At 71.7% G+C, this 12,188-nt stretch carries 13 protein-coding genes and 1 other RNA gene; 3 read left to right on the forward strand and 11 right to left on the reverse strand.

The features are described 5' to 3' along the window. Positions 1-192 precede the first annotated feature (192 nt). A complete protein-coding gene (gene dapE / locus BWR60_RS25320) occupies positions 193-1,359 on the forward strand; it encodes a succinyl-diaminopimelate desuccinylase (RefSeq protein ID WP_088154186.1) in 1,167 nt (388 codons plus the stop codon). A gap of 5 nt (positions 1,360-1,364) precedes the next feature. Continuing rightward, the gene (locus BWR60_RS25325; protein ID WP_088154188.1) at positions 1,365-1,946 is read left to right on the forward strand and encodes a hypothetical protein; all 582 of its coding nucleotides are present in this window, start codon (positions 1,365-1,367) and stop codon (positions 1,944-1,946) included. Here the strand turns inward: BWR60_RS25325 and truA are convergent. From truA to BWR60_RS25380, 11 genes are all read right to left on the reverse strand, one after another. Next, on the reverse strand, positions 1,931-2,677 hold the full coding sequence (truA, locus tag BWR60_RS25330) for a tRNA pseudouridine(38-40) synthase TruA (protein ID WP_088154190.1): 747 nt from the start codon (positions 2,675-2,677) through the stop codon (positions 1,931-1,933). The genes BWR60_RS25325 and truA overlap by 16 nt on opposite strands. Next, positions 2,678-3,595, reverse strand: a complete 918-nt coding sequence (fmt, locus tag BWR60_RS25335) for a methionyl-tRNA formyltransferase (protein ID WP_088154192.1) — start codon at positions 3,593-3,595, stop codon at positions 2,678-2,680. It abuts the gene before it with no gap. 16 nt (positions 3,596-3,611) lie between these two features. After that, positions 3,612-3,935: a YbaB/EbfC family nucleoid-associated protein gene (locus tag BWR60_RS25340; protein ID WP_088154194.1), complete on the reverse strand. Its 324-nt coding sequence runs from the start codon at positions 3,933-3,935 to the stop codon at positions 3,612-3,614. After that, positions 3,932-5,815, reverse strand: coding sequence for a DNA polymerase III subunit gamma/tau (locus BWR60_RS25345; RefSeq protein ID WP_088154196.1), 1,884 nt, complete (start codon positions 5,813-5,815; stop codon positions 3,932-3,934). Before BWR60_RS25345 ends, BWR60_RS25340 begins: the two co-directional genes overlap by 4 nt. Positions 5,816-5,878: 63 nt before the next feature. Next, positions 5,879-6,268, reverse strand: a complete 390-nt coding sequence (locus BWR60_RS25350; RefSeq protein ID WP_088154198.1) for a lysozyme inhibitor LprI family protein — start codon at positions 6,266-6,268, stop codon at positions 5,879-5,881. Between the two features lie 56 nt (positions 6,269-6,324). Beyond that, positions 6,325-6,425, reverse strand: an RNA gene (ffs, locus tag BWR60_RS25355) — signal recognition particle sRNA small type. Positions 6,426-6,487: 62 nt separating this feature from the next. Beyond that, a complete protein-coding gene (locus tag BWR60_RS25360) occupies positions 6,488-7,270 on the reverse strand; it encodes an IclR family transcriptional regulator (protein WP_088154200.1) in 783 nt (260 codons plus the stop codon). 20 nt (positions 7,271-7,290) lie between these two features. Further along, on the reverse strand, positions 7,291-8,013 hold the full coding sequence (locus BWR60_RS25365; protein WP_088154202.1) for an SDR family NAD(P)-dependent oxidoreductase: 723 nt from the start codon (positions 8,011-8,013) through the stop codon (positions 7,291-7,293). After that, entirely contained in the window at positions 8,010-9,311 is a 1,302-nt protein-coding gene (locus tag BWR60_RS25370; protein ID WP_088154204.1) for an MFS transporter, read from the reverse strand. The genes BWR60_RS25365 and BWR60_RS25370 overlap by 4 nt, the downstream gene beginning before the upstream one ends. 50 nt (positions 9,312-9,361) lie before the next feature. Beyond that, on the reverse strand, positions 9,362-9,907 hold the full coding sequence (locus BWR60_RS25375) for a 2,4'-dihydroxyacetophenone dioxygenase family protein (RefSeq protein ID WP_218823674.1): 546 nt from the start codon (positions 9,905-9,907) through the stop codon (positions 9,362-9,364). 93 nt (positions 9,908-10,000) lie between these two features. Then, the gene (locus tag BWR60_RS25380) at positions 10,001-11,251 is read right to left on the reverse strand and encodes an MFS transporter (protein ID WP_088154205.1); all 1,251 of its coding nucleotides are present in this window, start codon (positions 11,249-11,251) and stop codon (positions 10,001-10,003) included. A gap of 136 nt (positions 11,252-11,387) precedes the next feature. Between BWR60_RS25380 and BWR60_RS25385 the strand changes: the two genes are divergently transcribed. After that, positions 11,388-12,188: an AraC family transcriptional regulator gene (locus BWR60_RS25385; RefSeq protein WP_088154207.1), complete on the forward strand. Its 801-nt coding sequence runs from the start codon at positions 11,388-11,390 to the stop codon at positions 12,186-12,188.

Genomic DNA, 12,188 nt, shown 5'->3' on the forward strand with positions numbered 1-12,188 from the left:
CACCCTCCCGGCCCAAGCGGGCCGGGCCCCTCCCTCTCCCCGAGGAGAGGGGATTTCACCTCTCCCCCGGGGAGAGGTCGGAACCGCGGCAGCGGTTCCGGGTGAGGGGGTGGCGCCGGCCTCTCGAGTTGAGCCCGGATGTGGCGGAAGGACGCGAGCCCTTCCGAGATCGAGCGTGAGCATTTTCGTCCCATGACCGTTCCCGACCCGATCGCGCTGACCCAGGCGCTGATCCGCTGCCCCAGCGTCACCCCGGCCGATGCCGGGGCGCTGGGCGTGCTGGAGGCGGCGCTGGCGCCGCTGGGCTTCCGCTGCGAGCGGATGCGGTTCGAGGCGCCGGGCACGGCGCCGATCGACAACCTCTACGCCCGCATCGGCAGCGGCCGGCCGCATCTCTGCTTCGCCGGCCACACCGACGTGGTGCCGCCGGGCGACGAGACCCGCTGGCGCTTCCCGCCCTTCGAGGGCCGGATTGCCGAGGGCCGGGTCTGGGGCCGCGGCGCCTGCGACATGAAGAGCGCGGTCGCCGCCTTCGCCGCCGCGGCCGGCCGCTTCCTGGCCGAGCGCGGACCTGCCTTCGGCGGCTCGATCAGCCTGCTGATCACCGGCGACGAGGAGGCCGAGGCGGTCAACGGCACGGTGAAGATGCTGCAGGCCCTGGCGGCGCGCGGCGAGGCGATCGATGCCTGCATCGTCGGCGAGCCGTCCAGCAGCGAGGCGGTGGGCGACACCATGAAGATCGGCCGGCGCGGCAGCCTGACCGGCCGGCTGACCGTGCGCGGCGTGCAGGGCCATGTCGCCTATCCGCACAAGGCCGACAACCCGCTGCCCCGCCTGGTGCGGATGCTGGCGGCGCTGAGCCCCGGTGGCGGGCCGGAGATCGACGGGGGCAGCGCCCATTTCGACCCGTCGACCCTGGCCATCACCACCATCGATGTCGGCAACCCGGCGACCAATGTGATCCCGGCCGAGGGCCGCGCTGTGTTCAACATCCGGTTCAACGACACCTGGACGGCCGAAAGCCTGGGCGCCTGGATCCGCGAGCGCTTCGACGCGGTCGGCGGCGACTTCACGCTGGATCTCCGCAGCGGCGCCGACAGCTTCCTGACCGCGCCGGGCGAGCTGACCGGCCGTGTCGCCGGGGCGGTGGAGCGGGTGACCGGCCGCCGCCCGGCCTTCAGCACCTCGGGCGGCACCTCCGACGCCCGCTTCGTCAAGGATTACGCGCCGGTGGTCGAGCTGGGCCTGGTCAACGCCACCATCCACAAGACCAACGAGAACGTGCCGGTCGAGGAGATCGAGACGCTGACCCGGATCTACCGGGCGGTGCTCGACGACAGCTTCCCGGAGAGGGGCTGACGGCCATGGCGGTGTCATCGGGCGACATCATCCGCGGCGTCTGGGGCGCCTGGCGCCTGGCCAAGCGCGACACCGGCGGCATGGCGATGTTCGACATCTCGCCGGACGGTGCGGCCAAGAGCTTCGTCGCCGTGGCGCTGGCCTTCCCGCTGTTCGCGGTGGAGCAGGCCATGGCGCTGGGCTTCAGGTGGCCGCTGCTGCTGCAGCCGATCCCGCTGGCCATCGCCGCCGTGGGGTTCCTGGCCAGCTGGCTGGTGCTGCCGGCGGCCCTGACCTGGATCCTGCCCTGGCTCGGCCGCGGTCAGCGGCTGGCCGGGACGATCGTCGCCTGCAACTGGGCGGCGCTGCTGATCTCGTCGGCCGCCTTCGTCGCATTCCTGCTCAACGCGCTCGGCCTGTTTCCCGGGCAGCTGGGCTTCCTCGTCCTCATCGTCACGGAGATCGCCTGCTTCGTCTATGAGGGCTTCGTGCTGCGCACGGCGCTGGAGGTCGAGCTGCCGATCGTGGCCGGGCTGGTGGTGTTCGACGCCCTGACATCCGAGTTGCTGAGCGCCTGGATCACCGGGGCCGTTCAGGCCGCCCTGTAGCGCACCCACAGGAAGCACAGCCCGTCCGGCGGCGCGGTGGCACCGGCGGCGGCGCGGCTGCGGGCGGCCAGCACCTCGGCGACCCAGCCGGGCGGGTGCTTGCCCTCGCCCACCAGCTTCAGCGTGCCGGCGATGTTGCGGATCTGGTGGTGCAGGAAGGACCGCGCCTCGGCCTCGATCTCGATCGCCTCGCCGCGGCGCACCACGTCCAGCCGGTCCATCGTCCGCATCGGCGACCTGGCTTGGCATTCGGCGGCGCGGAAGCTGGTGAAGTCGTGATGCCCGAGCAGGTGCTGCGCCGCCTCGTGCATCGCCGCGGCGTCCAGCGGCCGCGACACCTGCCAGGCCTGGCCGGCCTCCAGCGCCAGCGGCGCCCGGCGGTTGACGATGCGGTAGCGATAGGCGCGCAGGATGGCCGAGGTGCGGGCGTCGAAGCTGTCCGCCACCGCCTCCGCCGCCAGGATCGCCACGGGCAGCGGCTTCAGGTGGAAGTTGACCGCGTCGCGCACGGTGCCGGGGTCGGTCGGGCGGGCGATGTCGGCATGCGCCACCTGCCCGATCGCATGCACGCCGGCATCGGTGCGGCCGGCGGCGGTGATCCGCACCGCCTCGCCGCAGAAGCGGTGGATCGCCTCCTCCACCGCCTGCTGCACCGACAGGCCATGCGCCTGGCGCTGCCAGCCGACGAAGGGGCGGCCGTCATACTCGATGGTGAGCTTGTAGCGGGTCATCTAGCCGAATCGGGTTCCGGCCGGGATGGCGAAGCCGTTCAGCAGGTCGCGCGCCGTCATCGGCGCCTTGCCCGGGCGCTGCAGCCGGGTCAGGCGGATGGCGCCATGGCCGCAGGCCACGGTCAGTTGATCGTCGAGCACCGTGCCGGGCTCGCCCCAGCCATGGGCGGGCGCGGCCGCCAGCACCTTGATGCGCTCGCTCTCATGCAGGAACCAGGCGCCGGGCCGCGGCGTCAGCGCTCGCACCTGGCGGTCGAGTGCTGTGGCGTCGGCCCAGTCGATGCGTTCATCCTCCGGCCCGATCTTGGCGGCGTAGGTGACGCCCGCCTCCGGCTGCGGCGTCTCCACCGCCTCGCCCGCGGCCACCGCGTCGATCGCCGGCACGATCAGCCGGGCGCCGAGGGCCGCGAGCGTGTCGTGCAGCGCCGGCGTCGTCGTCCCCGGCCCGATCGGCACCCGCCCGGCCGACAGCATCGGCCCGGTGTCCAGCCCCGCCTCCATCCGCATGATGGTGACGCCGGTCTCGGCGTCGCCCGCCAGAATGGCGCGGTGGATCGGCGCCGCCCCGCGCCAGCGCGGCAGCAGCGAGGCGTGGATGTTGAAGCAGCCGAGCCGCGGCGCGTCCAGGATCGGCCGCGGCAGGATCAGCCCGTAGGCCGCGACCACCGCGGCGTCGAGCTTGAGGTCCCGGAACTCCGCCTGCGCCTCCGGCGTGCGCAGCGTGGCAGGGTGCCGGACCGGCAGCTGCGCCGTCGCCGCCGCGCGATGCACGGCCGAGGGCTGTAGCTTGTGGCCCCGCCCGGCCGGCCGCGGCGGCTGGGTGTAGACGGCGGCGATCTCGTGCCCGGCCTCGATCAGGGCGAGCAGCGCGGGCACCGCGAAATCCGGCGTGCCCATATAGGCGAGGCGAAGGGGCATGGGTCGGTGCGGCCGATCAGAACGGCAGCTTCATCCCCGGCGGCAGCTTCAGCCCGCCCATCAGCTTCTGGGTCTCGGCCTGCACCGCATCCTCGACCTTGCTCTTGGCATCGTTGAAGGCGGCGACGATCAGGTCCTCCAGCACCTCGACCTCGGACGGGTCGACCAGCTTCGGGTCGATCTTGAGCGACCGCAGCTCGCCCTTGCCGTTCAGCACCACCGCGATCATGCCGGCGCCGGCCTGGCCCGGCACCTCGATCTCGCCCAGGCGGGACTGCATCTCGGCCATCTTGGCCTGCATCTCCTGCGCCTGCTTCATCATCTGTCCGAGATTCTTCATGCCTCTCGCGGCTCCTCTTCATCGATGGCGTCGGTGGCCGGGTCGGCGCCCGGCGCGGGCTCGCCGTCCGGCCCCACGACCTCATCCTGCTCCAACGGGTTGCGCAGGTCGCGGATCACCGCCCCCGGGAAGGCGCTCATCACCGCCTTGACCATCGGGTGCTCGGCCGCCTGGGCCAGCGCGTTCTCGCGGTCGGTCCGGGCCTGCTGGGTCAGCGTCGGCGCGCCCTCGGCGCCGGACACGCTGACCACCCAGCGCTCGCCGGTCCAGTCGCGCAGAGCGGTGCCCAGGCGGTTGGCCAGGTCCGGCGGCGCCTCGACATGCGGCCGGAACTCCAGCCGCCCCGGCTCGAAATGCACCAGATGCACGGCGCTCATCAGCTGGCCGTGCAGCACCACGTCGCGGGCGAAGGCGATCTGCACCAGCTCGTCGAAGCTCTTCGGATCGGCCCGCAGCACCGGCTTCAGCGCCGGCGCGGCGGCTGCCACCATCGGGGCCGGAACCACGGCCTGGGTCGAAACCGGGGCGGGCGCCAGCGCCACGGGCGCCGGCTCGGCCGGCACCAGCGAGAGGCCACCGCCCCCTCCCGCCGCCATCCGGGCGCCGCCGCCGGGGCCGGGCCCCGGGGCCGGGCCGGCGGTCACCGCGCCCTGGCTCTGCAGGTCGCCGAACTTGCGGATCAGGTCTCCCGGGCTGGGCAGGTCGCTCATATAGAGCAGGCGGATCAGCACCATCTCCAGCGCCGCCTGCGGGTTCGGCGCGGCCTGCACCTCGCCCGCCCCCTTCAGCAGGGTCTGCCAGGCCCGGGTCAGACCGGGCAGCGACACCTTCTCGGCCAGGGCGCCGCCGCGCTTGCGCTCGACCTCCGGCACCGCCGGGTCCTCGAGCACGGGCGGGACCATACGGGCGCGGGTGACGAAATGGATGAAGTCCAGCAGGTCGCCGAGGACGGATTGCGGGTCGGCCCCGGCCCGGCGCGCCGCCTCCAGCCCCTCCAGCATCCGCGGGCCCTCGCCGGCGAAGGCGGCCTCGAGGATGTCGATGACGCTGGAGCGGTCGGCCAGGCCCAGCATCTCGCGCACGCTCGCGGCGGCGATGAAGGGCTTGTCCCCCACCGGCGCGCCCTGGGCGATGGCCTGGTCCAGCAGCGACAGGCCGTCGCGGGCCGAGCCGTCGGCGGCGCGGGCGATCATGCCGACCGCCTCCGCCTCCGCCGCCACGCCTTCCTTGTCCAGGATGCCGGTGAAGTAGTCCTGCAGCTGGTCGGCGCCGATGCGGCGCAGGTCGAAGCGCTGGCAGCGCGACAGCACCGTCACCGGCACCTTGCGGATCTCGGTGGTGGCGAAGACGAATTTCACATGCGGCGGCGGCTCCTCCAGCGTCTTCAACAAGGCGTTGAAGGCGTTCTTGGAGAGCATGTGCACTTCGTCGATGATGTACACCTTGTACCGCGACGCCACCGGCCCGTAGCGCACCCCGTCGATGATCTCGCGGATGTCGTCGACGCCGGTGCGGCTGGCGGCGTCCATCTCCATCACGTCGACATTGCGGTCCTGCAGGATGGTGCGGCAGGGCTCGCACACGCCGCAGGGATCGGCGGTCGGCCCGCCCTTGCCGTCCGGGCCGACGCAGTTCAGCGCCCGCGCCAGGATCCGCGCCGTGGTGGTCTTGCCGACGCCGCGCACCCCGGTCAGCACGAAGGCGTGGGCCAGGCGGCCGGAGGCGATGGCGTTGGTCAGCGTCCGCACCAGCGCGTCCTGGCCGATCATCTCGGCGAAGGTCGTCGGCCGGTACTTCCGCGCCAGCACGCGGTAGGCCGCGGCCTTCTCCGGCTGCGGGGTGTCGAGGCCGATCAGGGGCAGGGCTGCATCATCGCTCATGGCGCGCGATCATAGGGAATGGAACCGGCGGTCGAAAGGGCGAAGGCGCCGGCCGCCCGCAGCCTATTCCCCAGCCATCTCCCGGAGCTGCTTCACCCGCTCGATATTCAGGGTCATCGGACAGAAATAGTACATCGGCGACCCGACATAGGATCCCGCCAGCTCGCAGTGGTTGTCGCGGTAGACGATCCAGGCCTTCTGCGCCTTCTCCAGCTTCGCGGCATCCGCCGGGCTGTTCATCCTGCCAAGGATCGCCTGGTACAGCCGGTTCATCTCCGGCTTGGTCTGGTCCGCCACGCCCTCGGCGCAGGCGCCGACCGTGCCGTTGTTGGCGCCGCCGGCCTCGGCCAGGCAGTTGCTGTAGATCTTGTCGTAATCCTTCGGCCCTTCCGCGGCGGCGCCGGAGGTCTGGGCCATGGCCGCCAGGGCCAAGGCAATCGCGACGCGCTTCATGGATCCCCCTCCGGTTCGAACGGAGCGGCACCTAGCATGAAACATCCGGAATCGGGAAGGTGGGAGACCGGCGGCGACCCGTATCGAAACTCGTTACGGCTGCTTCCTTCCGGACCTGACCGGGTTGGCGAGGGACACGCCCGCGCCGATCTCCCGCGCCCTATATCGTGGTTCCGGCCGCCGGTGGCAAGTGCGGAATGACAGTTGCGTGTCGTCGGCTCAGCGCACCCCGTCGGCCGCCAGCGCGGCGATGCGGCGGCAGCAGGCCAGCAGCGGCGCCGTGTAGCGGTCGGGGTCGTCGATCGCGGCGCGGTATTTCGGGATGCTGACGCTGATGCAGCCGATCGCCCCGCCTGCCCCCGCGATCGCGCCGCCATAGCACCAGATATCGGCCTCGTTCTCCTCCGCGTCGATCGAATAGCCACGGGCGCGGATGCGCTCGATCTCCGTCGCCAGGGCTTCGACCGTGGTCAGCGTCTGCGGCGTCATCGCCGCGAGATCGAGCTTGGGCAGCAGCGCCGCGGCCTCGGCCGGCGGCAGCGCCGCCAGCCAGGCCTTGCCGACCGAGCTGGAATGCAGCTTCACGCGGGTGCCGATGCGCGAGGCCATGCGCACCGCCCGCGGGCTTTCCAGCTTGTCGACATAGATCATCTCGGGCCCGCTGCGCACGGCCAGGTGCACGGTCTCGCCGGTGGCGTCGCGCAGCTTCGCCAGCTCCTCCGCCGCGATCAGGCGCAGCTCGAACCGGTCCCAGGCGCGGGCGGCCAGAGCCATCAGCCGGGGCCCGAGGCCGAAGGCGCCGCCGCGCGGCACCTCGGCCAGCATGCCCTCGGCCTCCAGCGCCGCGACGATGCGGTGCACGGTGGGCCGCGGATGGCCGGTCAGCCGGGCGATGGCCGCCACCGACACCGGCTCGGGCGCGTCGGCCACGGCCTGCAGCACCGCCATGGCCTTGCCGAAGGCCGCCGCCCCCTGCACCGCTGCCGAACCGCCCTGCCCCATCGCCGCTTTGCTCCGTTCCCTCAACTCACCAAATAGCCGCCATCGACCGGCAATGCCACGCCGGTGATGAAGCCGGCGGCCGGGCTGCACAGGAAGGCGACGGCCTGGGCCACATCCTCCGGCCGGCCCCAGCGGCCCATCGGCGTGCGCGACAGGATCGGGCCGGAGCGAGCCGGGTCGTCCTGCAGCGCCTGGGTCAGCGGCGTCGCGATCCAGCCCGGCGCCACCGCGTTCACCCGGATGCCGTCCTCGGCATAGGCGATGGCCAGCGACTTGGTCAGCTGCAGCACGCCGCCCTTGCTGGCGCTGTAGCCCGGCACCAGCCCGCCGCCGAAGAAGCTGAGCATCGAGGCGGTGTTGACGATGCAGCCCCTGGTCGCCTTCAGCAGCGGCCGGGCGGCGGCGCACAGCCGCATCGTGCCGGTCAGGTTGACCGCCAGCACCTGCTCGAACACCGCCGGGTCGTGCTCCGCCCCGCGGCGGATGACCCCGGCGCAGTTGACCAGGATGTCGAGCCGGCCGAACCCGCCGACCAGCGCCTCGACCGCCGCCGCATCGGTGACGTCGAGCTCGGCCAGCGTCGTGCCCTTCGGCGGCTCGGCACCCGCCGCCGTCGCCAGGCCGGCGGCGGTGACGGTCGCGCCCAGCCGCGCCAGCTCGGCCGCGATGGCCGCGCCGATACCCTGGGTGCCGCCGGAGACCAGGGCGGTGCGGCCCCGGAACAGATCGGCCTGGAAGGTCATGCGGTCCTCCCGTCCGGCAGGGCCGCGGACCGGTCGGCGACCGGCTTGCGCACCAGCACCACCAGGGCCAGCGCGCCGACGCAGGCGACGGCGGCGCTGATCAGCAGCGCGTTGACGAAGGAGCCGGTGCGGTCGACCACGAAGCCGGTGACGATCGGCGCGAAGGAGCCGGCGAAATAGCCGCCGAAGTTCTGGATGCTGCCGAGCGACGCCACCTGGCGCGACGGCGCGGCGACGCTGACCAGCATCCAGGCGGTGGAGCTGGCGTAGTTGATGAAGAACATGGCCAGCGAGATGTAGACCACGGCCAGGGTCAGGCTCGGCGTGTAGGCCGCCGGCAGGGTGAAGATCGCCCCGCCGACCAGCCCCGCGGCCATCGGCCATTTCCGGCTGGCGATCGCCCCGACGCCGCGGGCCAGCAGGAAATCCGCCACCCGGCCGGAGCAGAGCATGCCCAGCGCGCCGAAGATGTAGGGGATGGCGACCACCCAGCCGGTGCGGGCGATGCTGAGGCCGCGCTCATGCTCCAGATAGCCGGGCAGCCAGGTCAGGTACAGCCAGACCATGTAGACCACGCCGCCGAAGCCGATCACCATGCCCCAGGTGGTGAGGTTGGCGAACAGCCCGGCCCAGTCGGCGAAGCTCTGCTGCGGCTTGGGCTGCGCGGGCCGCCCGTCGTCGAGGAAGGACCGCTCGGCCTCGCTCAGCGGCGTCTCGCCGCGGTTGCGGTAGATCAGGTACCAGCCGATCGCGACGATCAGGCCCAGCACGCCCATCAGGATGAACATCGGGCGCCAGCCGAAGGCCAGCATGATCGCGGTCAGGACCGGCGGGGCGATGGCAGGCCCGATGCAGGAAGACGCGACGAAGATGCCGGTCGGCATGCCGCGCTCGCGCAGCGGGAACCACTCGCTGATCACCTTGGCGCCGGCCGGGAATTGCGGCGCCTCGCCGATGCCGAGCACCGCCCGGGTGCCGACCAGCTGGCCCAGCGACTGCGCCAGGCCGCCGGCCAGCTGGGCCAGCGACCAGAAGAACATGCCGGCGCCCAGCATGATACGGGCGCCGAACCGGTCGAGCATCGCCCCGACCGGCAGCTGCGAGAAGGCATAGGTCCAGGAGAAGGCGGAGAGCAGCAGCCCCATCTGCGTGGCCGACAGGCCGAGCTCGCCGGCGATGTCGTGGTTGGCGATCGAGAGGGTGCTGCGGTCGAGATAGTTGACGATGCCGGCCGCCGTCAGGAAGGCGACGGCGATCCACTGGATCCTGCGGATCCGCGGCGGCTTGCCGGAGGACATGAGACGTTTTCCTCAGAACCTTGGATTATCTTGATTTTTCGACAACGCGATCAGCGGATGAACTGATCGACGTAATCGGCGCCCAGCCCCACCTCGCCGTAGTGCTTGCGGCACATGTCCAGCTTGGTGAACACGTCCTCGTAGCCGGTGTGTTTGCCCCACGGATCAACGTAGTACATGACGCCGTTCACCTGAAAATAGGTGATCATCTCCTCGACATCCTCGTCGACCACCAGGGTATGGGTCTCCCCCGGCGGCTCGAAGACGTAGCTGCCCTCGGTCGCGACCCAGTCATGCTCCAGATAGCGCCAGCTGCCCTTGAGGACGAAGCCGTGCACCGGCCCCGGATGGCGATGGCGGCTGAGCACTCCTGCCCTTCGGACCCGCAGGAGGTTCATCCAGTAACCGGTTGAGATGTTGAGGCAAAGCGGCCGAAACCAGACATTCTCGGCCTGCGGCACCCAGACCCGCTCATCCTGCGGCACGGCGTGCGGCACGACGATGTCCCGCAGCGCTTCGGGCGGGTTCGGATACTGGTAGGGCATCCGCTTGGTATCGGCGTCGGCTGGCATGACGCTTTCCTCCAGTTTGTCCATATTATGGACGATCTATCCATTTTGTGGACAGACACTGGACCCGGATCGGGCATCCGTCAATGCCGGACAAATGAATCGCCGGTCGGCCCTTCCCTAGCCGGCGATGCGGCGGAGAGAGGGTCCGGTCCGGACGGCGGCCGCCACCGCGACGACGGCCAGGGCGAGCGGGGCGAAGGACAGCCAGAGGACCGTGTTCCAGCCATAGGAGGTCAGCAGGCCGCCGGACAGGAACGACCCGAAGGCCATGGTTCCGAAGACGACGAAGTCGTTGAGCGACTGCACCCGCGCCTTCTCCTCCGGCGCGTGGCAGTCCAGCACCATGGCGGAAGCGCCGACGAAGCCGAAGTTCCAGCCGAGGCCGAGCAGGATCAGCGTCACCCAGAAATGTGCGACATCCACCCCCGTCAGGCCGACCGCGGCGGAGGCGGCGGTCAGGACCAGCCCGGCCGCCACCACGCGCGGGGCGCCGAAGCGCGTGATCAGCCGGCCGGTGAAGAAGCTCGGCGCATACATCGCGATCACATGCCATTGCAGGCCGAGATTGGAGGATTCCTGCGACAGGCCGCAGATGTGCATGGCCAGCGGCGCCGCCGTCATCAGGAAGTTCATCAGCAGGTAGGAGACGACACCGCAGATCACGGCGATGATGAAGCGCGGCTGGCGCGCGATGACGCCGAGCGGCCGGCCGCCGGCCTTCCCGGCCGCTGCCGCTACCGCCGCCGTCGGCGCGGGCAGCCGGACCCCGAGCAGGATGAAGGCGGACAGCACGGCCACCACGGCCTGCGCCAGGAAGGTGACGGCGAACATGTGCGGCGGCCACAGATTCATGGTGTGGGTCACGAGCTGCGGGCCGATCACCCCGGCGGCCACGCCGCCGGCCATCACGGCGGACAGCGCTCTCGGCCGCCGCTCCGGCCGGGCGCAGTCGGCGGCCGCGAAGCGGAAGGACAGCACCACGGCCGCATAGGCGCCGCCGAAGAAGGTCGCCAGGCAGAACAGCCAGAACGAGCCCAGCACCACCGCCAGGGCCGCCAGCACGCCGACCAGCACGCCGCACACCGTTCCGGCCAGGAAGGCGGCGCGGCGGCCGTGGCGCTGGGCGATGCGGCCGGCCGGCAGGGTGCAGGCGGCCATCCCGACGACGAAGATGGAGATCGGCAGGGTCGCCAGCGCCTTGCTGGGGGCGAGCATCTCGCCGAGGATGGCGCCCGTCGCGTAGACGACCGTCGAATTCGCCCCGGCCAGCGCCTGCGCGACGGCCAGCCTGGCGACGTTGCCGCGCTCGTGGTCGTAGAGGCCGGCGGCTGCAGGCCCGGCGGCGATGCCGGCATTGGCGTGTGACACGGGGTTCCTCGGCGTTTGTGGGGATGGCAGCCGACCGGTGCCATCCGACGCCGAGACTATCGTCCGTCCGCATGGCCGTCTTTCGACGGACTGCCATTCGATATAGAATAACGGACAAATTCCGAGAGGCTGACCCATGAGCTGGGAGACGATCACGGCGCCGTCCGACGCGGCGCCGCCGCGGCCGATGACGATGCGGGCGCAGTCGATCCCGCCGCGCCACTCCTTCCCGGAGCACGAGCACGCCTGGAACCAGGTGGTCTACGCCATCTCCGGGGTGCTGACGGTGGCGGTGACGGGCCGCTCCTTCGTGATCTCGCCGGAGCAGGCGGTGTGGCTGCCGACCGGCACGCCGCACCGGGTCGGGTCGCTGCTCGGGGCGGAGTTCCGCAGCCTCTGGATCGCCGACGAGGCCGGGGCCGGCCTGCCGGAGAGCCCCACCGTGTTCGGCGTCTCGCCGCTGCTGCAGGCGCTGATCGTCGAGGCCGCGGCGATCGAGGGGCAGGATGACGGGGACGGCTACCCGGCCCGCGTGACCGGCCTGATCCTCGACCAGCTCCGGCGTGCCCGTCCCCTCCCCGGCGCGCTGCCCTGGCCGCGCGGCGGTGCCCTGGCGACGATCTGCGAGGCCCTCTATGCCGACCCGGCCGATGAGCGCGGCCCGGAGGAATGGGGGCGGCAGCTCGGGATGTCGGCGCGCACCCTGGCCCGCCGCTTCGAAACCGGGCTGGGCATGAGCCTGCGCTCCTGGCGGCGGCGCCTGCGGCTGTTCAAGGCGATCGAGCTGCTGGGCGGCGGCCTGGGCGTGACCCGGACGGCGATGGAGCTCGGCTACGGCTCGACCTCCGCCTTCGTCTATGCGTTCCGCACCGACATGGGGTGCACGCCCCAGGCCTATGTCCGGCGGCGCCTGTCGGACCGGCCGGCTGCCATGTGA

The organism is Inquilinus limosus, assembly GCF_002195995.1.
Classification (GTDB): domain Bacteria; phylum Pseudomonadota; class Alphaproteobacteria; order DSM-16000; family Inquilinaceae; genus Inquilinus; species Inquilinus limosus_C.